The organism is Pseudomonas sp. FP2196 (genome assembly GCF_030687715.1).
Classification (GTDB): Bacteria; Pseudomonadota; Gammaproteobacteria; order Pseudomonadales; family Pseudomonadaceae; genus Aquipseudomonas.
The window spans coordinates 5,422,587-5,445,006 of the sequence record NZ_CP117445.1; the positions used below are offsets into that span (position 1 = coordinate 5,422,587).

Below are 22,420 nucleotides of genomic sequence, written 5' to 3' on the forward strand. Positions count from 1 at the left end.
TCGCGGAGATCGAACACATCATTAGCTATCGAAGTAATTTTCCATCGGCGCATTAGTCAGGCACAATTCCTACACAAACACCTGAAATCCCCCCAAAAAACGCTGTTCTGACCCGGAGGAACTAACTCCGTAGGGGGGGAAGAACTAACTCCGTATGGCCTTCACTGGCAAACTCTCCATCGCCCTCCGCAATCGATATTGAAACTCATTTAAAACCTACATCACGACACTGAATATCCCTCATGGAATCCAACCCCATGTCATTTCAGTGCCCTTGCTGTACCTCTCAAAAAATTGCTTGCCTACGCCCGGCCATGAAAATCGCTGCCGTTGTGGGCGCTGTCGCGGGTGCGGCGCGTGGATCGAGCACAGCGCTCATTAGTATTCCAGTCAGTGTTACGGTCAGTGCTCTAGTCAGTCCGTTGGGCATCAACCTTGGCCGAGTCTCAGGCGCCATTCTTGGCGGACTGATCAGCAGCGTGGGCGGCTGCGTGCTCGGCGCGCAACTCGGTGAAAAGCTGGATCGTCATGTGCTGGCCAACAACCTGTGTTTGGTGTGCGGACATCGCTTCAATCTGCCGACTTAATCGGCGCAGCTTTCAACTCCCTCTCTTGAATCCCGGCCCGTGCTGCGTTCTGCGCAGCGCTTATACCGACCTGTACCCAAAGGAATCTCTCCCATGGCTCATCTCATCGAACAAATGGCTTACGTTGGCGCTACCCCGTGGCACGGTTTGGGTAGCCGCCTCACCGAAAAACAACCGCTGGAAGTCTGGCAGCGTGAAGCGGGCATGAATTGGCAGATTCAGGACAGCCCGGTGCATTTCAAGGCCGAGGCCGCTGGCCACCTGGGCAGCATTCACTCATTCCCTGAACAAAAAGTGCTGTATCGCTCCGACACCAAAGCAGCGTTATCGGTAGTCTCGCATCGCTATCAGGTCGTACAGCCGCGTGAAGTGCTGGAGTTCTACCGAGACCTGACCGAGTTCTCCGGTTACGAGTTGGAAACCGCAGGTGTGCTCAAAGGGGGGCGCAAGTTCTGGGCCCTCGCCAGAACCGGCCAGACGACGGCGCTGAAGGGCAATGATCAGGTCAATGGCTACCTGCTGCTAGCCACTTCATGCGACGGCACACTAGCGACCACGGCAACGCCCACCACCGTGCGGGTGGTCTGCAACAACACCTTGAGCATTTCCCTAAACGGTGCCACCCACGCGATCAAGGTGCCGCACAGCACCAGGTTTGATCCGCGCACGGTCAAACAGCAACTGGGCATCGCCGTCTCGCAATGGGACGAGTTCATGTATCGGATGCGCACTCTCGCTGAACGCAGGGTGCAAACCAAAGAAGCGCTTGGCTTTTTTATGGACGTGCTGTGCGACACCGGAGCCCATGACCCCATTCCCAATGTACTGCCCAACAAGCGAGCTATGGAGCAGGTGCAAAACCTTTACGAAGGTAAAGGCCGAGGAGCTGATTTGGAGTCTGCTCGCGGAACAGCATGGGGCTTGCTGAACGCCGTGACGGAATACGTGGATCATGAAAAGCGTGCCAGAAGCTCTGAGTATCGAATGGATTCGGCATGGTTTGGGCAAGGCGCAGTAATCAAACAGAAGGCACTCAATGCAGCCTTACAACTCGTTGCGTGAACCATCAAGCACAGCACCGCCGAGCGCTCTCCCCTAATGGGCGTTCGGAATCATTTAATCCCAGCACATCCCCTCCAGCAATTGCGCCACCCACCCTCTAGTGCTTTCACGCGTTCGGATAGGAATACCAGCATGAAATATCCCAAGCTCAAATCCGGTGAAACGACCGACACCCATGCTCTGGAATCACCGCTCACCGAGGCGGACGTTTTACAGATGGCACAACAACTCGCTATGTATCGCCTGTCAAAAGGACGTGCATTGACTGAACGCAGACTCGTATTCAGCCACCTACAAACTCTGCTGCAGTTTCATGATTACGAAGTCTTTGCTTTGTTACTGCTCGATACAGAGCACCGGGTTATTGGTTTCAGAGAGCTATTTAGCGGCCCTCTGGAAGGCGCCAGCGTGTACCCACGGGAAGTGGTGAAAATCGTACTGGAACACAACGCTGCGGCTGTGATCTTGGTCCATAACCAACCCTCTGGCACCCAAGAGGTCAGTCAAGCCGATCGCGCACTCACAACTCCTCTTAAAAAAGCTCTGAATATGGTTGGCACCCAGATTTTGGATCACGTTGTGGTGGCCCATGAAGGCTGCAAATCAATGACAGAGCGAGGGCATCTGTAAGCGGCGCGTACGAGCCAATTTAGGAAGGTGGCGCTTAAAAATCTCACCGAGCCAAATCACTTAAAACAATGAGACTCCCATGGCATTGATACGTTTCTTGATCACACTTTTCACCTTTATCGGCGTGCTGGCAAGCGCTTCAGCAGTAGTGTTGACTGTAATCCTGATATTACGATTCCCGCCGGTCCTGATCGCCGTTGGCATAGCTTTATTGCTCTTTCAATGGCTTCTCCAGCGCCAATCCAGATTCGAATAAACGGCAGAAGCTGGACAGGAGGCAGACACGCCTCCTGCCGGCATAAATTCATTTTTTTATCTGGCCGATCGAAAATCCGAGCTCTGTTTCTGCGCGGTCTGCCGTTCTTCCTTGTTAGGCGCTCCTCGCTAACGTCAGGAGTAATTGCCGCGCGGCACTTTCGCGGACGAAGGGGTGCGAGTATTGCTATGCAGAGCCTCTTTAAATCAAGGAGCTCCGCACCAGTCGACGAACGTGACTGTACGAATCGCCCCAAGGCTAATACTGTACATAATTACAGCACCACAGACCGGCGCCTTCCAAAACACCTGGATCTATCTGCTTACTCTTCAATACACTCACTCAGCTAGCTCCTGATTAGACCAGCACAGGGCTGCGCTGAGGAAAGATTACTCGGGTTTCAAACCGGCTGAAGGAGCTCAATATGTGGGTACCACCAAGCGAAGCCCCAGGCTTAGCCGACGGAATATTTCTGGATGAATTCAAAGACATAAGTGAATTGGACAATCTCAAACCAATCCAGCCGTCAGGCGGCCCGAGCCATTACGCTTGCTTGCGGGGCAACCCATTATCCCTCACTATTGCCCCCTCGACGCCTACCGAGCTACCTCCAGTCAGCATGCCGAGTAAGCATCCAGCAACAGTGGCGAAAAAAGACCACCATCTTGCTGCCTATATAGGCGATAGCCAAGGGCTTCGCGAGACGCTCCCTACCCTGAAAACGACCGTATCCGGGCAGGAGCCCATGAAAAATTTCGAAACCCTCCCCCCACTACCCGCCCCCGGGCAACCTTTTATGTTCGCAGATCTTTTTGCGGGCTGTGGAGGCCTATCTCTAGGTCTATCGCTCGCAGGGCTAAACGGCGTTTTTGCCGTCGAACGCGATAAAATGGCATTTTCTACCCTTTCGGCAAACCTGCTCGAAGGGCGTAACGTGCCCGTACCCCAATTCGAATGGCCCGATTGGCTGGAACAAAAAGCCTGGGGTATCGATGAAATTCTTGAACAGCACCCGCTTAAACTCTCCGAGCTAAAGGGCAAAGTGCATGTACTTGCAGGAGGCCCACCCTGCCAAGGGTTCAGCTTCGCAGGGAGGCGGCTAGAGTCCGACCCCCGAAACCAACTGTTTGAGAAGTACGTGGAAATGGTCAAGGCTATTCAGCCAGCGGCCATTGTCCTGGAAAACGTACCGGGCATGAAGGTCGCGCATAAAGCCAAATCTTGGAAAGAAGAACTTGGCTTAACGAAAGTTAAGCCCCATTCCTACTATGACAAGCTTGTCGAAAGCCTGGACAGGGTCGGCTATCAGGTCCTCGGTAAAATAGTGGACTCCTCACTCTTCGGAGTTCCCCAGAAGCGCCCACGCCTAATCGTAATCGGGATCCGGAAAGATCTCGCCTGCCATCTTCGTGGCGGCGCTAACAGAGCTTTCGAGCTCCTAGAGGAGGCAAGGCTGAACCAACTGCAGGAGCTTGGCCTTCCAGAAATTGTCAGCGCTTCGGAGGCCATTTCTGATTTGGAAATAAAGCACGCTGGGAAAAGACCATGCACTGACCCCTCCTCTCGCATCGGCTTTGAAGAGCTCGCATATAAGGGGCCTCGGACACATTACCAAGCGCTCATGCACGAGGGGAGCGACGATTCCATGGACAGCGTACGCTTAGCAAAACACAAGCCCGAAATCAGTGAACGGTTCATGAGGATCATTCAGGACCCCGAATGCATTAGGGGTGGCTTGATGAGCTTGGCCCAAAGGGAAAAATATGGCCTCAAGAAGCACCGCATTTGCCTAATGCACGAGGAAAATCCCGCACCAACAATTACAACGCTGCCCGACGATGTGCTCCACTACAGCGAGCCCAGGATACTGACCGTCCGAGAGTCTGCACGCCTGCAGTCGTTTCCCGACTGGTTCCAGTTCCGCGGTAAATTCACCACGGGCGGAAAGCAACGTACTAAGGAATGCCCGCGCTACACGCAGGTAGGCAACGCTGTTCCTCCTTACCTTGCAAGAGCCATTGGCCTAGCCATCAAGTTGGTACTAAAAGAAGCCATGGCCACAGCTAATCAACAAACAATCACCAAGCCAGAACAAGAAATCTTAGCCATAGCTTGAAAACATAGGAGTCGAGGGGAATGGATAGCACCCAACTGGAAGGGGCGCGCTACCCCGCAGCCCTTGTCGACTGGGCCGGCCATCACTCGGGGGGAGTGAAGCGGCTTTTAGACAATGATAGCGGCCAGCCGAACGAAAAATTACTAAGAACAAATCTTCTGTCCCGGCTAGAAGCCTGGACCGAAAGACTCCCGATAGAAGGTGAAAACATTCCACGGATTGTCCTTCTAGTTGGTGGGCCTGGTAATGGAAAGACCGAGGCGATCGAATCCACTGTACGCTGGTTGGATGCTAGCCTCGGCTGCAACGGACAGCTGATCAATGAGCTGTCAAAAGCATTCCATCCGTCTACAGGTTTTAAAGTTCCGAGAATAGTAAGCGTCGATGCTGGGAGCCTTTCAAGTTCTGACAACAAACTGAATTTGGACATAGTTCAGGATGCATCTACAAATGCTGGAAACGAAGAGAGCACTGCTCCTGCACTCCTAATCCAAGAGCTCGACAGGCTGCTGCATGGCCCTTCCTCCCAAGCTTATTTGTGCTGCGTCAACCGCGGTGTGCTTGATGATGCGCTCATCCATGCGCTAGATAACAATTTGGAAAAACCGCGCGCAATCCTCGAAGCAATTACCCGGGCTGTAAGTCTCGCGTACGACGCCCCCTCTTGCTGGCCGCTTGAAGGGTTCCCTTCTATCGCAGTTTGGCCAATGGACGCCGAGTCCCTGCTAGTAAAGCCTGATGGAATGACCCTGGCACCAGCGGAAATTCTCTTCGACCAAGCTACTGAATCCGAAATGTGGCCTGCAAAGGGAACATGTCCAGCAGGCGAGAAATGCCCGTTCTGTACTAGCCAGAGTATCCTCGCGAGGGAGGAACAACGGTCGGCACTACTGAAGATATTGCGCTGGTATGAGCTCGCAAGCAGCAAGCGCTGGAGCTTCCGTGACTTGTTCTCTCTAACCTCTTACTTGTTGGCCGGCCATCATCCTGTAGTTCATGACTCGGAAAGCCGATCGCACCAATCAACGCCTTGCCAATGGGCTGAAAGTCTCATTGAACTGGATCAGAAAGCGGCTGGGACTAAAAAACCAACCAGACAAGCACTTACCGCGATTTTTCATCTGGCGACGTCAAGCTACCAGCATGCCTTGTTCCATAAATGGGATAAGGGAGTAGCTACGTCGCTCCGCCGTGATATTCAGGAGCTACGCCTGGATAAGGCTTTGGACACCGAGCAAGGGAGAGCTCTTCAGAGAGCTCTTAAGGGACTCGTTGAATTCCTTTCAGAGCGTAAGACACACTACCTTCCAGCAACAATTGCCCCTCTTCTGGAGGACCTCGTTGATCATTTGGACCCTGCATTCGCGAGTCCCGACAACGAGGTTGCGGTCAGTACGCAAAGCACCATCAATCTGGGTGACCTTGACATTCGATTCAGCCGCTCTTTGGCTGGCGGCATTGAGTTCGTCCGTAAATATAAAGTGTTATCAAAAAACGAGATTGAGCTACTGAAGCGACTTTCTGATGCAGACGACACGCTTTCCTTGCCAATGTTCAGACGCGGTAGACCGGTCGCGGCCAGCCGTGTTCAACATGTCCTCCGGGATTTTGCTTGCCGCCTAGTTCGCCGAAGCATATGCACCAGAACAGCCGTGGTTGCAGACGTACAGATACTTCAAGCTTTCCAGCTGGTCGTTGAAGAAAACGACAAGCACCAGCTTTACGAAGTAGAACAACAAGTGAAGGGGCTTCTGAATACGGGACACGAGTTCGAGGTGTCTCTGACTACCACCTTCGGGCAACCACTTCCCCCAAAACAGCGTCAGGCTACATTAGTAGTTCAGCAGCGCAGGGTTAAGATGCTAGCCCAGAATACTAATGGCCGTCCTCGACCACCAATTCGCTACCTCGGAGTTGGCAACGTTCAGTCTGCTCAACCGATCCCCCTTACTTATGACTTGTTCAAGGCGGTGAAGGAACTGGAGAGAGGACTATCCCCTGCATCACTTCCACGCACTGTATTGGCCCTGTTAGATACAACAAAAGCTCGGCTTTCCGGCCCTATCGTTCGCGACGAAGAGTTACTCGACCACGCCAAAATTCGCGTAGGTGCGGACGGCACGGTTATAGCTCGCTCATGGGATGGATTAGTCGCGCAGAAGGAGGGTGTGGTATGAGCCTTATGGAGTTCAAACAAGCGCCGTGGAGATTCTCCCACGGCACTTATCAGAAGTCGGCTCTAGCGATGAGCCCTGCTCCGGAATATGCAAGTTCAGAGGTATTACTTTCCTCCCTCTATAGAACTATAGGCTTTGCGGCAGTTAGCGAAGGCAGCGTCCCCCAAGCTGGAAGCGATTTAGATAAACGGATCCAGAAACTTCGGAAAAAAAATCAGAAGCAGCCCTCAGGTGCGGTTTTATCAGTGGATAGCTGGTATACGGTTCTGCATGGGATTTTGGAGAGTCCCAAACTCCCAAATCAGTCTTCCAAGCGATTCGTACAGGTCACACCTCTCGTCCCAGGAACATCACTATTCTCCGGTTCTGCTCGACTGAGTAGCAACTCCTGGCCCGCTGGCAGCTTAATACGCCGCATGGTTTGCCTGGGGTCAAAGGATGCGGAGTCGGCTCAGCAGCTTTGGAAACTCCTATTTGAAGCCCTGAGCGTGAATGACAGGGACGATTTTTTCGCTCGCTGGCTTGAGCAGGAGACATCTTCGTGGAATCAAGATGTAGACATATGGGCACTAGCGCCGATTCCAGATGGTGAATCGACGACTCTAACGCCCCTCGATTTTCAGGATATTCATTTCCTACCCGCCAGACGATTTGTCAAAGACCTCCAAGCTATCATGCAAGCGAAAAACGCCATGACCCGCAGGCAATGGACCAGCTTGCTAGAGGCAGTATTGCGCCTAGGTGCGGTATCTCATGTGACTTGGCTTTGTGACGTTCATGCAAGAATCTGGAGCAGCCTGTCAGCAGTACTAGGCACTGGAATAAATCTGAATGAACAAGAGATAAGGAAAGCAATTTTCCCTGATACCCCCCAGTACATGGCTTACGGAGGGAAAGCCCTTCAGGGCATCAAGGATAAGGTTTCTAGCTACTTAAACGCGAGACTGGGGATCAATGCGCTACTCTGGTCACTCACTCAGATAGGTGCGCCGTACGAGGGAGACATTGCATCAAGCAAAGGTATTGCCATGCTTTGCTTGCATATCAAGAAAAATCGAGACGCTCTCCTCAATATAGGCACTCTTGAAATCATTACCGATATACGAGAACAAGAGACGCGGGCTTTGCTATGCAAGAAAGGTATTGGCTCCAACTTGTTGGAGTTCGCAAGGCACGCGCTAGGACAACGCCAAACTGCAGTACCTTTGCTCAGAGGGTACGATCAGGGATACATCCTTAAAAAGAAAGGAAACAGCTCCTCCAGCCCATGGATCGTATCTCTTGGACCAGTAGCTGTTCTTGCCCTGGTGCACTGCGCTCTCGCCGGAATGGTCGGACCTCGTTCAATCCAAAAACTAGTCCTGCATCTCGAAGCCTATGGCCTCACCGTAGACAAGCACGAAATCGCCCGGAATGACTTGGGGCACCAATTAAGAATGCTCGGTCTTGTGCTCGACAGCCCAGATGCCGAGAGCGGCATGTTGCTGTTGCCGCCTTTCCATACAAGTCAAATTCTTCAGGGAAGCGAACATGAATAAACTTGCAGAGTGGCTTGCATCAGTTGTCCGGGAAAAAGCACTTGGAGCGACGCAAGGTCTTAGCGGAAAAAAATTTGAGTATCGATTGATTTTTCGCGGCCCCCCTCTCGAACTTCTTGAGCTTGTTTACGAAGAGCTCGCTCGCGATGGGGGAATCGAAGTCATGTCTGGAATAGACGGTAATACCGTGACCTTACCAGTACTACTCCAGCGCCCAAATGATCAAATTAAAGGCCACAAACTTCGGATCGGAGAATCCGGATTTTGTGACAATGATCACTTGCTGGATGTTCGTAATGACCCAAACAACTCAAGCTTTGTAGCTTTAGTTCCTGCAGGCCAGCACAACAATCTTTCGATCGAATCATCAAGCGACGTGTTCGGCATGAGCTCGGCTCTTGGCGCATGGTGGGACGACGGATTTGTACAGCAATCTGTAAATGAGGCACTCATCCTCGCAGGCATAGGAGATTCGCAAAGAGAGGAAGCAAAAGAGTTAATTCACGCAGCTGCTAAATCCGTAGATGAGATGGATTCAGAGCTATCAAACGACAGCGCCTCGTGGCGGATGCTATCCCGCATATTTTCGATAGACGCGGCCGTCCAAAACCTTTCACCTGAAAAGGCTCTTGCCCTAGCTTGCGGTCTCCCACCAATGGCAGGTGATGGGATCTCTTCGAAGGCACAACTCTCAATCATAGATAAAATTGCAGATGAGTTAGCTGACGGCTTCAAAACCGGTATTGAGCGCCTGGCACAAGGCGCCCCTGATGAAATAGCTCAAGCGCTGCGAGAATTGCTTGCCCACCTCCAAGTGAGCTGCGACGTTCCGACTGCTTTCGAACGTGCTACCCAAGCTTTTTATATGCCTGAGAAAACCCTAACGCTCTCTCCTCCGCCATCTTGGTGGAAGCAGCTGACCATAGAACAGTGGACTGACCTACTTGCCGACGAGCCCGATGTAGCCGTCGGAGAGATCAGCATCAAATGCACAAATAGTATTATTCCTGCAACAAAGAAGTTACCTGCAATAGTGCGAGACAAAGTCGACCTAGCCGTATCAACGAATGAAAACTTTCGACCAGCAGAATTCCTGTTGGCCGGCGGCTCATATGGAAGAGCGCCAATTTCATTACCAACAGCTCCTAGCGGTGTCAGCGAGTACACGGATCTAGCACCTCCCGCACACCAGAACCCCATTACTTACAAAGTTACTTCTGAAGGCTGCAAACCTGCAAATGTTCGGGTCATATCGTTAATAAACTGGAAGCCAGGAATTCTTGTCACCTGCAGGCTAGCAACAAAACTGGTCCCCCCCAAAAAGCCAAGCAAGAAAACTGCAGCAGGACATTGGGAGACATCACTCTCGCTACCTGGTTCCGGGCGATATGAATTGCGTATTCATCTATCTCCGGGGGCAGTCATCGGCAAAGTTGAAGGCATGCCCGACGACGCTACTGAACTGGAGGGGAAGCAGCAATCTTTCGATGCGCGCATAATTGGTGAAAACGAATATTTATTGGAAGTAGAGGCTGACGGAAAATACCAACTAGATATAACATTTAGCCTCCTGGGACATCCCTCTCCCTATATCTGCAGAGCATATCTTTCTTGCGAGGAGACGAAGGAAGAAGGCTGTAGAAGCGAGTTTGAACGCCTAATCAAACAGAATCGCCGGCATCTTGAGAAATTTGATTCAAAGGCTGTCGTCCATCTGGACCGGAATGCGCGTGCCTCAAGCTTGCAATCTTGGATCCTCGAGGAGCAGAACGTAGCCAACTCATTCAGACCGATAGTAATAGCAGAAGACTATATTTCTAAATGGGCACCTCCAGATTGGGACGCAGTTCATGGCCCGATTTTATCTCAAGGTCGCTTCCTTTTTGACCCTCGCCCTGACGCCTCAAGCTTCCAACCACCAAAGGGTTTCGTGGAAACTCGTCAAGAGATTGCGAAGTACATACGCGGCAGCGATGATCAGTCGGGACTTGTCGAATCCGCGCCATTGGGAGCCTGGCTATCGGAGAAGGAGGAATTCTGCATACTCGTCGAAACCTACCTTGACGCATATATGTCCTGGCTCGATACGGATCCAGACATTGCATGCTGGATAGATGCTGTTGCAGTCTGCTCACTAGAACCAGACGGACGCACTCTAAGTAGAACTCCAGACGCCATCATCCTTTCGCCCCTTCACCCATTACGTCTTGCATGGCACTGTCTTGCCCAGAAAGTCTTGTGGGATGAGGTGGAAGGTGACTCACTCTTGCCCTGCCCAGCGGCGAGCATTTTTGACCCAGATTGCGTTCCCGACCTACTAACTATCTCCTTACAGTCCCCAAGTGGCGTAGAGCGTATTGACTTCCTGTCTGTGGAATGCAGCTCCGACTACTGGTCAGTACTATGGAATGGCTCTCGCCTGGGCCAGTTACCTGCGCGTACCCAACGCCCGCCATTTGACAACACATTCGGTTTAACCGTCGGTGGGATCTCGAGTGGATTTAGTCCAGCACAGGTCTCCCGTGCTCTAGACGATGTCACTAGCCTTCTGGCCGCAAAGCCGATTATCAGCCTGGTAGTGTCTAGTGCAGCAGGCACCACTGATGCCTGCAACGAAGGTTTGACCAACTGGTGCACCAAGCGGTTTGGTAGTGGTGATACGGATCTTTCGAACCAAAGTATCGGCGCGAAAATTCTTGAGGTATTCGACACGAGGACTTCGGGAAGGCCGGATCAAGCGACGATCGCAAATCTATCAGAGGACACTGATAACCACGTCCGGTGGTACGACAAGCAACCGATTGGCGCCAAGCCAGATTTAGGCATCATCGCGCAATTGGACTCAGCAGAGCCCGAATCCAATGAAGTTGGCATGCTCTCACCTATGGGCGCTGGTGGGCTAATCAGGCACCGTGTCAGGCGTCAACTTCAAAGCTCCTTTTTGTGTGAGTCCCGCCAAGGCCTGCAGATGCCTCCGTCCGGCGACCCATTCGCCGACAAAGTGTCAGCGTGCATGCTTAAAGTAGAAAGGATGAGGGACAGCACGATAGGACTGCAGTTCTCGCCTAGCGTCCATGCAATATCCGACATGCTTACGCAAAATAGCGCCGGGTATGTTGCAGTCTCGTCTTCTGCAATTGATCCTGCCTGTTTTTTGGGTGGATGGATCAAAGGCACATACCTGTGGGACTACGACCTCCCTTCCTATTCCCATCGTGCAGGCGATACCAGCGGTTACTACCTATTATCACAGGTCAAGCAAGCCGATCGTGATGCGTTGCGCCGTGTATTGAAGCCCCTTCCAGGGTGCGACAACTTAGACGATTCCAAGGTCGAGCAGATTCTTCTAGAGGTCGCGAGGAGAGGAATTCCAACTGTACGCGGCCTCTCTGGAGATGATACAGGAGCCACAGGCGACCTTGGCCTCTTCCTTGCTGTCCGACTACTTCAAGACCAGTTCCGCGTAGAAGGAAACCTGAACAGCTTATTACCAGTTCTCGCCGGTTCGTCTGACGAATCTACGATCGCACTTATTGTTCCTGTCGATCCGTTCAGGGGGTATCTTGCCGACCTTGCACGCTCCCTTGGCAAGGAGCGTAAAGATACTTCTCTCTCACGTCCCGACTTACTTGTCATTGGCGTGAGGATCTCTAACGACAAAGTCCAGTTGCATCTGACCCCTATAGAGGTCAAGTGCCGTCAGGGAACAGTGCTTGGTGCCTCCGAAGCCGTCGACGCCCTTTCACAAGCCAGAGCACTCTCGACACTTTTACAGGCCATCGAGGTACGCGCAAGCAAGTCTGTGGCATGGAGCCTGACCTACCAGCATCTCCTACTATCGATGATTGGTTTTGGTTTACGAGTCTACAGTCAGCATCAAGCAGTAGAAGGACAAGCTACTCGTTGGGCAGGCTACCATGAGCAAATCGCAGCAGCGATTCTCGACCCAGGCTCGAAACCAAGCATCGATTTGAGAGGGCGACTTATCGTCGTGGACGAATCCACTTTGAGCGGCCCACTCGATCGTGACGGCGACAATTTCGAAGAGACGATTGTCATTTCAAGCAAGGACGCAGGTCGTATCGTAATCGGCAATGATTCACAGTCGTTCTACGACGCCGTGCGTGCCAAAGTGGGAGATTGGGAGCTGCTGCCTCCGCAATCAACTCCGGTTGCCAGTTTGATCGAATTCGGTCAGTTACCGATGCAAAGTGCACCTTTGACAGATCCATCAATCTCCCTAACCAAAGAAACCGATCTATCGCACTCACTCGACGGAGACACATCGTCCAACAAACCAAATATGGACACCGCCTCATCCTTAACTTCTGGCGAGTTAGGAGGAGGAATAGTCCTTTCTGTGGGCAAAACAGTCGATGGTTTCGAGCCAAGAAAGCTAAGCCTTAACATATCCGATACTCGACTCAACCAATTGAACATTGGTGTGGCAGGTGACCTTGGAACGGGTAAAACTCAGTTCCTCAAGTCGCTCATCCTACAGATCTCCAGGGCCAGTGATGCAAACCGCGGGATCAAACCACGCTTCTTGATCTTCGACTATAAAAACGATTTCAGTAGCCAGGATTTCGTAGAGGCTACTGGGGCAAAAGTAGTGAAGCCCTACCATCTCCCTCTTAATCTGTTCGACACCACCGGAATGGGAGAATCAACGGCTCCCTGGCTAGATCGGTTCAAATTTTTCGCTGATGTGCTCGACAAAGTGTATTCGGGCATAGGCCCTGTACAGCGGGACAAACTCAAAGCTGCTGTCCGCAATGCCTACGAGACAGCAAACGCTCAAGACCGCCAACCTACGATATACGACATCCACTCGGAGTACAGGGAGATACTCGGTGAGAAGTCGGACTCCCCAATGGCGATTATCGATGACTTGGTGGACATGGAGATATTTACACGGGCCACCGAAGGGACAAAGCCGTTCGATGAATTCTTTGATGGTGTCGTTGTTATATCTCTGAATGCCATGGGGCAGGACGACCGAAGCAAGAACATGCTCGTCGCTATCTTTTTGAACATGTTCTTCGAGAACATGAAAAAGACAATCAAGCGTCCCTTCTTGGGCGAAGATCCCCAGCTCAGAGCGATTGACTCCTACCTATTGGTAGACGAGGCCCACAACATCATGCCCTACGAATTCGACGTACTACGGAAAATCCTGCTAGAGGGGCGGGAATTCGGTACCGGCGTGATACTTGCATCGCAGTTCCTTAAGCACTTTAAGGCCGGGGCGACCGATTACAGGACACCATTACTATCCTGGTTCATCCACAAAGTGCCGAACATCACTCCTGCTGAGCTGGGAGTTCTTGGATTTACGTCAGATTTGGCGGAGCTTTCAGAGCGCGTGAAGACTTTACCTAACCATCACTGCCTCTATAAATCATTCGATGTTTCAGGAGAAGTGATTCATGGGCTTCCCTTCTATGAACTGATCAAGGAGGGAAATGATAGCCCTACGTAAGAGCACTACACATGGGCTCCGAGTATGACCGACTTCCTTTCTCCTAAAGAGCGGTCAGAAAGGATGGCCCGAATCAAGGGAAGTAATACTCGCCCAGAAATAGCTCTGCGCAAAGTATTGCATCGTCTCGGAATGCGTTACCGTTTGCATGGATCAGGCTTGCCCGGCAAGCCTGATCTTGTGTTTCCGCGCTACAAGACCGTGGTCTTCGTCCACGGATGCTTTTGGCACCGTCACTCCAACTGCAGCATTACCACTACGCCTAAAACCAATACAGCATTTTGGGTGGAAAAATTCGAGAAAAATGTCGCTCGGGATGAGAAAAACATAAGTCTCTTGAAGGAAGCCGGCTGGAGAGTATTCGTTATCTGGGAATGCGAAGTTGGATCCGCCAGAAAGGCAGAAGCAACGGGAGAGCGGCTAGCAGGACTAATACGATCGTATCGGGATAATATTTTATGATAAAAAATTAATGATTCTCATCATACGCAAGTGATGAAAACATCCCCTCAAAGACAAACAATGTACCTTTTGGCCGGCTGCGCACCCATAGTGCCACCACGCTGCACTGATACTGATTTAAAAGGACGAGTAAGTCATGAACAAGATGTTACTTCCAGTACGAAGCTCCCGCAGAACACTTACAACCGTTGCGAACGACCTTGATCACAAGGACTTACAACGTCCGTTTGACTCGACAGTCCATCCTGATAGCGCGCCTAAGGGGCTCGAACTGCGAACCAATCATCTGCCAGCACGGGCCATCGCATGAGTATTATTGATAAACGTTACGAGCGTTTGGGACCTTCTCTTGCGTTGCTGTCCGATGAGGCAGTGCTGGCTCAAGCATGGAAGAAGACTGATGCCTACATTCGTCGACATAACTGGTATGCAGACATTTTGGCCTTGGAGGAGGTATCACTATCTCTGCCGAAGACCCTAAAAAAATGGCAACTGCAGATATCCAGCGAAGATCACAGTTCCACATCTGATCTTCGCTTGGTACAAGCACCAAAAAATGGAGCGTGGCACTTCCCGTCCAAAGCTGATGGAGGGGGATGGGAATTCAAACCTATCGATCAGAAGGACGGGGCGGCGAAAAACCACCCTGAATTGCGCCCACTTGCTCATGTATCCATTCGCGAACAGGTTATGACGTCTGCTGTCATGCTTTGTCTGGCAGATGCAGTAGAAACGTCACAAGGCAATACTGATCCATCGAGTTACATCAGTACAGCGCAAGCAAGGCAGCAAGTGTGCAGCTACGGCAATCGGCTATTCTGTGATTGGATAAAAGAGTCCAGCAGCAAGCAACATGCGCGTTTTCGATGGGGCAATGCAACCGTTTACTCACAGTTTTTTACCGACTATGAACGCTTTTTAGAACGCCCTGCGGAAGTTTGCCGAGAAGCGCTACCAAGTTTGCAAGACGAACGCCTATATGTAGTGAAACTCGACCTTGCCAAGTTCTATGACTGCATTGATCAAGCCGCCGTTGTAAAGCGCGCAAGTGTGCTTTACCGGCGTTATGCCGAAGAGTTTTCCATCCCTTACTCCATTGACGAGGCCAAGCCCTTCTGGAGCGCCGTAAGAAAAATAGTACAGTGGCAGTGGAGCGATACTGATAGGAAGAAGAACAATGATCTTAAGCTTGGTTTGCCCCAAGGGTTGGTAGCGAGCGGCTTCTTGGCGAATGCCTATATGCACAAATTCGATAAGCTGATGATGAGGAAAGTACGTGTAGGCACTGAAAAACGCATAAATAATATTCGAACGCCTTTCAGACTCCTAGACTATTGCCGTTATGTGGACGATATGCGGCTTGTAATCGCCATACCAAACGAAATCGCGCAGGAGTTATCGCTTGACACTCTCGCAGGAGAGATGAGCGAATATGTAAATATTATCTTGGGACACTGTTACATAAACAACAAACTGAATACTAAGAGAGAAAAATCGGAAGCCGTAGCTTGGGAAGACTTTGCGGTTCAGGGAAGTACATCTCGTTTTATGCGAGGCGTAAATGGGCAAATAAGCACTGCGCCTGATCCTGCCACTTTACTGCAAGCCACAGGAAGCCTAGATCATTTACTTTGGTTAGCAGACGCTATTAACGATTCCAGCGATGTCGACGAAAACCCTCTGGCACTGGCACGTATTTCGCTGCCTCAAGCAGATGTGCGAGACGACACCGTTAAACGATTTGCAGCTAACCGACTGCGCCAAGTTCTGCGTATGCGTCGCAGCATGGCAGATCCTGAGTTACCTGCTGAGGATGCGCTGACCAATGTAGATGTCAGTGAGCGGCAAGCGCTTGATCATGAAATGGAAACGATAGCTCGGAAGCTAATCGCATGCTGGTCGCGCAATCCAGCTCTAACCAGTGTACTGCGCTGCGGGCTCGATATATTCCCTTCATCAGAACTACTAAACCCTGTTCTCCAAGCTTTAAAACTTAAGTTAAAACTCAAGACGCCAACACCAGAGAAAGCCGTCGCCATATTTGTACTTTCAGATCTCTTTCGAGCTGGAGCGGTAGAAACGGGTTTGCATCGCCCAGAAAGCTATCCTGAGTCGGCCGATATCTACGGATACCGAAGAACATTGCTGCAGGCGGCCTTGGAGACGGTTGGAGATAAGAGCCTCCCTTGGTACCTTCACCAACAAGCGGCGCTGTTTCTTGCCGTCATGCAGCATCCGACGACCCTGCTGCCAGGGCGTCAATTGGCATCCTATCGCGCTCTTCATGATGCTCTGCGTCTAGTTCCTCCCCCTACTACTAAAACGCATGCAACCCTGACTGCTGGCTTACTTGCGATGCGAATTAGCGGGAAACGCGACACGTTTGTTATATGGCTGGGAAATTGGTTGCAGAGCCTACCGACCAAAACGGCCAATGCGTTGATTGATGACATCGCGATGATTGAACCAGCAGTGTTAAGCGAAATGCACGATGGGTGGAAAAACAATGAGAGCGCGAAATGGTTGGAGCATTTGGACAGCTATTGCACGTTCGGCCCCGCTCAGGAAGCATCGGAGCGACTGCATGATTGGCCAAGCGGTAAACGTTCTCTGTATTCAGTCGTTAGCCATCCTGAGAACCCGTTTGTTCAGGAAAATGCATTACTAAAGCTAGGAGCAGAGCTCCTGAAGGCAGAACATTCCAGTTGGCTGGATCAAGACGGACTGTGTTTGAATTCGCTATCGGTCGAGTGTAGTGATTGGAGCAAGATTCAGCATCCGGATATTAAACTGATTCTGACTGTAAAATCGCCGAGCAAGGTCGCACACCCATGGAATTTAACGCCTTCTTGGTGCTTAGAAGAAATGGCATGGGCCTATCGCTTAGGCCGACTCTTGCGCTCCGCCATCATTGGAGAAGATGATTTTACTACAAGGTTTTACCCTCAACGCGAGGAAGTATTTGACCGTTATCGCGGCCTTCAAAGTAGTTGGTACAAGCGTCGTATGGGCCTGATGCCGCTTAGTGGCGGTTTAGGTGAAGAACCAACTCCCATATCGCCGTGGCTAAATGAATTGGTGATGCGTCTTTTGCAGTGGCCTGGTCTTGAGATCAAGCGAAGTGAAGGCGATGCATTCTCCGACATGCGTCGACCGGGAGATTTACTCAGGCTTTTTAAAGAGCGTTTAGCTACGCAAAGCCGCATATACGGCAGACAGTCCAATCTTCCAGGATACCTGTTGCCAGTAGACCGCTCTACAGGCACCAACTTGCGAGAATTCAAAGTTGCACTGGTACAAACACTGCTGCCCCGTGACACTGACTTCTCTAACGCCGACCCTTTGATGTGGACCACGGCTTACAGATCCAGGCATCGAGCACACCTCGCTGCTATGTGCCGACTGCTAGGACAACAACTCACTGCAAGTCGTTATGCGAATCGCAAGGCTTCCCTGCAGAAGAAAAACCAATTGGATCTGATTGTCTTTCCTGAACTAGCTATTCATCCCGATGACATGTGGCTACTTGAACGGCTTTCAGATAGCACCGGAGCAATAATTTTTGCAGGCCAGACCTTTGTAGAGCATCCCTACCTGAAAAAGCCAATTAACCGTGCTGTGTGGCTTCTACGTCAGGAAAGCGTGACAGGCAGACAAATCATCCGGGCCTATCAGGGCAAACAGCACGGTATTCCATGGGAGCTATCAGCCGGCGTTGAGGGCCATCGTCCATATCAGGTAATAGTGGAGCTTACGGATAAATCAGGTGACAAAGCGAATATCACGGGAGCGGTTTGCTATGACGCTACCGACCTCAAACTTGCTGCGGATATGCGCGACATCAGTGATGGCTTTGTTATCGCAGCCTTGAACAAAGACATTGGCACCTTCGATACCATGACGACAGCTCTGCAATTTCATATGTATCAGCCAATTATGCTCGCGAACACCGGCCAATTTGGCGGCTCCAATGCCCAGGCTCCCTACAAGGCACATCATGAAAGACAGATTGCACACGTACACGGCAACAATCAGGCAGTTATTAGTATCTTCGAGGTAGATTTGACTGCGTTTAAAAATACCAAGAAAGCTAGCATCCCAACCGAGAAAAAAGGCGCGCCAGCTGGTTACATGGGACGATTATAGATGCGCCAAGGACCGCTCATCACGGGAGTTTTCTGCTTGGCGAACGCAAGCCAAGACAGTGAGTAGGCGTCCGGCCTTGTGAAGCAAGTCCTATCCGCCAATGAGGTTAGAATGGTGCTCACATTATTGAATGTGAGTACCATCGTCCTGATTTCTGGATCAAGGAAATGTATCGTCCAGATGCCTACTCAAATACTCATACCTGCGAGCTGACCAACAGGTGTTACGCACAGCGTCAATGGGGGGACAAATGGGGGGACAAAATGTCACCTTGCCAAAAAACACAGTAAAATAAGGCCAAAACCAAACAATAACGCCGCCCACAAGCCGGCTTTTTAATGCCTGCTGGAAAGTGCCCAGGTCAGCCGCTCGACACATGATAGAGCCATGAAACAGCGGCTTACGTTTTCACGGCACCAGCACTAACTCTCGAAGGCATCCTCAGCGAGCGTTAATTTATACTCGCCCACCGGTCAGTTCAAAAACACCCATCAGCACAGGGATGCGCCCATGTCTGTTCCAACCTACGATCAGTTCATCGAACCGATCCTGCGGTTTCTCGCCTCCAAATCTGAAGGTGTACCCGCACGGGACGCCCACGAAGCCGCAGCAAAAACGATGCAACTGACCGAGGCACAGCGTGAAGAACAGCTCGCGAGTGGGCAGTTCACCTACAAGAACCGATCAGGCTGGGCGCACGATCGTCTCAAGCGTGCCGGTCTTTCGAGCAGTGCCAAACGCGGGTATTGGAAATTGACCGATGCAGGCGCGCAGTACGCCAAGGAGCATGCATTTCCACTGTCGGCCAAGGACGTGGAGCATTTAGCAATCGGCTACATGAATGTGAAGCTGAAAGTCGCGCCTGATGCCGAGCCACTGGATGACCAACCAAATGTGGAGCCAGATCTGGCCTCTGCCACAGAAAGCCCGGACGACCGACTTGAGCGAGCGCTAAAAGAATTGCGCGATGCCACGGCGGCCGACCTTTTGGATAACTTGCTGCAAGTCAGCCCCAACCGCTTCGAAGTGATCGTGCTGGATGTGCTTCATCGCCTGGGTTACGGCGCCAGTCGCAATGATCTGCAACGTGTCGGCGGTTCCGGTGATGCCGGCATCGACGGCATTATCTCGCTCGATAAATTGGGGCTGGAGAAGGTTTACGTTCAGGCCAAGCGTTGGCAGAACACGGTTGGCCGCCCTGAACTGCAGGCGTTCTACGGAGCGCTCGCGGGGCAAAAAGCCAAGCGCGGCGTTTTCATCACTACGTCCGGCTTCACAGCGCACGCTGTCGACTTCGCCAAATCGGTGGACGGGATTGTGTTGGTAGACGGCACGCGGCTGGTGCATCTGATGATGGATCATGAGGTGGGCGTGACATCGCGTTTGTTGCGGTTGCCGACGCTGGATCGCGATTACTTTGATGAGGAATGAGTTCAGGAGTTTTGCTGCTTGACCCTGCTAACCCATTTCCACATTGGGCTTGTGGTCAAAAGTGATAGCACATCAGAATCACAATGACTGTTCTACCAACCCCCACGGATCGAGGGTTACATCAGCGCGGGGCAAGGCCGGAACTGAATCCAGTTTAGGTTGATGTGCAGGTCAAGGAGACCACTATGTCGGACGTTAAAAGCATCAAGGATCAGAAGCTTCTTTACCACCTCACTTCGGTTGAAAACCTGGATGGCATTTTCAAGGAAGGCCTTAAACCTCGTGCAGGTCTCTCTGGTTTCAAAGATGTCGCGGATGTGGACATCCTGAAAAAACGACAAGTTCTGCAGCTTGATCATTACGTCCCCTTCCACTGGTTTGCGAAAAACCCATTTGACGGAAGCGTCCAGCGTAGCAGGCCTGACACCCAGTTTGTGCTGATTTCTGTTTACAGATCTATTGCCAAGCAAAACGGCTGGAAAGTCATTCCCCGACACCCTTTAGCAGGCGACTCGATACAGCTACTCGAATATGAAAAAGGTTTCGAAGCCATCGAGTGGGATGTCATGAGCAGTCGGGAATATCTTGATCCACATTGCAAAAGCATCTGCATGGCCGAATGTCTCGCGCCAGGGGTTGTTAAACCTGAAATTTTCTTCAACATCTTCACTCCAAGCGAGGAAGTCGAAGCACTTTGCTTGGCTAAGTTGAAGGCAGCCGATGTTAATGTGCAAACCAGTGTGAACCAGAGAATGTTTTATTAATGAACTACACCAGCCTGAATCCAGAGAAAGCGCTGATTTGGCGTATCGTCCATCGCGATAACCTGCCCTGGATTCTGGACAACGGTCTGCATTGCGCAAACTCGGAAGCACAGGCACCTCAGTACGTGAATATCGGTAACGTCGACTTGATCGACAAGCGTCGTTCCCGTCAGGTGCCTATCGCACCCGAAGGTGTTTTGGCCGACTACGTGCCCTTCTATTTCACGCCCTTCTCGGTGATGATGCAGAACATTCACTCTGGGTGGAGTGTTCAGCAGCGCAGCAATGACGAGATCGTGATTCTGGTCTCAAGCCTGTATCGCGTTGAAGAGCTCGGCCTACCGTTTGTCTTCACAAACGCGCACGCCTATCCGAGTTGGACAAACTATTACAGCGATCTGGCGAATCTCGACCAGATCGATTGGTCTATCCTTCAACGGCGCGACTTCAAGCGCGATCCTGATGATCCTCGCAAAATGGAGCGTTATCAGGCTGAGGCGCTGGTCCACCATCACCTACCGATTACGGGGCTACTGGGCATCATGTGCCACACCGATGCAATGAAAGCACGCATAGAAGCAGACGTCGCCGCTAGAGGCCTGACGCTGACTGTCCATGCGCGCCCCAAATGGTATTTCCAATGATCAGATTCACCCAAGGCAACCTGCTGGAAGCCAAAACCGAAGCCCTCGTCAACACGGTGAATACCGTGGGCGTGATGGGCAAGGGCATCGCATTGATGTTCAAAGAACGCTTCGCGCAGAATTACCGTCTCTATGCAGCAGCGTGTAAGGCGAAGGAAGTAGAAACCGGCAAGATGCACGTGACGGCCACCAATGAACTCGATGGCCCTCGCTGGATCGTGAACTTCCCAACCAAACGCCATTGGCGTTCTCCGTCGCAAATGGCGTGGATAACTGAAGGCTTGCATGATCTACGTAGGTTTCTGCTAGAGAACGACGTGAAATCTGTCGCCGTCCCGCCTCTGGGTGCTGGTAACGGCGGTTTGAAGTGGCCTGAAGTCCGTGAGCAAATTGTCGAAGTGTTGGGTGACCTGGACGCAGATGTCTTGGTATTCGAGCCCTCGAATCAGTATCTGAACGTCGCCAAACGTTCGGGCGTAGAAAAGCTCACGCCAGCCCGCGCTCTTATCGCCGAACTGGTTCGTCGCTACTGGGTTTTAGGCATGGAGTGCAGTCTGCTGGAGATCCAGAAGCTGGCCTGGTTTCTCGAACGTGCTATCGAGCAATTGCCGGGTACCGAGAACCCTCTGAACCTGAAGTTCGTTGCACATAAATATGGCCCATACGCCAACCGCCTGGAACACCTGCTTGATAACCTTGATGGCAGCTATCTGCATTGTGACAAGCGCATCAGCGACGCTGGCATTAGTGACGTGATCTGGTTTGATCAAGAGCGCAAAGCGTTTTTGCAGACGTATCTCAAGACCGAGGCCAAGGAATACTCGCAAGCCTTGGAGCGCACGGCCCAATTGATTGACGGTTTTGAATCGCCATTCGGTATGGAGCTATTGGCCACGGTTGATTGGCTGTTGAGCCAGGAAGGGGTATCTGCGACTGTTCCTGCCGTGCGCGATGCATTAAAGCAGTGGGACGGTGGCACCGGAGCTGCGGCTCGCAAGAGCAAACTGTTCGATGATCAAGCTCTTGAAATTGCGCTCAAGCGCCTGACCTCCAGCAGTTTCCGACCTGAATTAGCGGCCTGAGTGATGACAGGATAATTGGGCAGCAACCCGCAGCCCAATTCCC

General features: G+C 51.6%; 13 protein-coding genes. All 13 read left to right on the plus strand.

The features are described 5' to 3' along the window. Positions 1-257 precede the first annotated feature (257 nt). Entirely contained in the window at positions 258-587 is a 330-nt protein-coding gene (locus PSH79_RS24305) for a hypothetical protein (protein ID WP_305444076.1), read from the plus strand. A 93-nt stretch (positions 588-680) separates the two neighbouring features. Continuing rightward, a complete protein-coding gene (locus PSH79_RS24310) occupies positions 681-1,649 on the plus strand; it encodes a DUF932 domain-containing protein (RefSeq protein ID WP_305440005.1) in 969 nt (322 codons plus the stop codon). A 132-nt stretch (positions 1,650-1,781) separates the two neighbouring features. Continuing rightward, positions 1,782-2,279: a JAB domain-containing protein gene (locus PSH79_RS24315; RefSeq protein WP_305440007.1), complete on the plus strand. Its 498-nt coding sequence runs from the start codon at positions 1,782-1,784 to the stop codon at positions 2,277-2,279. Between the two features lie 680 nt (positions 2,280-2,959). Further along, complete coding sequence (locus PSH79_RS24320) at positions 2,960-4,651, plus strand: DNA cytosine methyltransferase (RefSeq protein ID WP_305440008.1); 1,692 nt, start codon at positions 2,960-2,962, stop codon at positions 4,649-4,651. Positions 4,652-4,671: 20 nt separating this feature from the next. Beyond that, positions 4,672-6,828, plus strand: a complete 2,157-nt coding sequence (locus tag PSH79_RS24325) for a hypothetical protein (RefSeq protein WP_305440009.1) — start codon at positions 4,672-4,674, stop codon at positions 6,826-6,828. Next, complete coding sequence (locus PSH79_RS24330) at positions 6,825-8,366, plus strand: hypothetical protein (RefSeq protein WP_305440010.1); 1,542 nt, start codon at positions 6,825-6,827, stop codon at positions 8,364-8,366. Before PSH79_RS24325 ends, PSH79_RS24330 begins: the two co-directional genes overlap by 4 nt. After that, on the plus strand, positions 8,359-13,848 hold the full coding sequence (locus tag PSH79_RS24335) for an ATP-binding protein (protein ID WP_305440011.1): 5,490 nt from the start codon (positions 8,359-8,361) through the stop codon (positions 13,846-13,848). Before PSH79_RS24330 ends, PSH79_RS24335 begins: the two co-directional genes overlap by 8 nt. A 24-nt stretch (positions 13,849-13,872) precedes the next feature. Continuing rightward, a complete protein-coding gene (locus PSH79_RS24340; protein WP_305440013.1) occupies positions 13,873-14,310 on the plus strand; it encodes a very short patch repair endonuclease in 438 nt (145 codons plus the stop codon). 306 nt (positions 14,311-14,616) lie between these two features. Further along, the gene (locus PSH79_RS24345; protein WP_305440014.1) at positions 14,617-18,456 is read left to right on the plus strand and encodes a reverse transcriptase domain-containing protein; all 3,840 of its coding nucleotides are present in this window, start codon (positions 14,617-14,619) and stop codon (positions 18,454-18,456) included. Positions 18,457-18,966: 510 nt separating this feature from the next. Then, positions 18,967-19,887 carry a restriction endonuclease gene (locus PSH79_RS24350; protein ID WP_305440015.1) on the plus strand — a complete coding sequence of 307 codons (921 nt, stop codon included), beginning with the start codon at positions 18,967-18,969 and terminating at the stop codon, positions 19,885-19,887. A 185-nt stretch (positions 19,888-20,072) separates the two neighbouring features. Further along, positions 20,073-20,651, plus strand: coding sequence for a DarT ssDNA thymidine ADP-ribosyltransferase family protein (locus PSH79_RS24355; protein WP_305440016.1), 579 nt, complete (start codon positions 20,073-20,075; stop codon positions 20,649-20,651). Beyond that, positions 20,651-21,295 carry a DUF4433 domain-containing protein gene (locus PSH79_RS24360; RefSeq protein ID WP_305440017.1) on the plus strand — a complete coding sequence of 215 codons (645 nt, stop codon included), beginning with the start codon at positions 20,651-20,653 and terminating at the stop codon, positions 21,293-21,295. The genes PSH79_RS24355 and PSH79_RS24360 overlap by 1 nt, the downstream gene beginning before the upstream one ends. Then, a complete protein-coding gene (locus PSH79_RS24365) occupies positions 21,292-22,377 on the plus strand; it encodes a macro domain-containing protein (RefSeq protein ID WP_305440018.1) in 1,086 nt (361 codons plus the stop codon). Before PSH79_RS24360 ends, PSH79_RS24365 begins: the two co-directional genes overlap by 4 nt. The last annotated feature ends 43 nt before the right edge of the window (positions 22,378-22,420 follow it).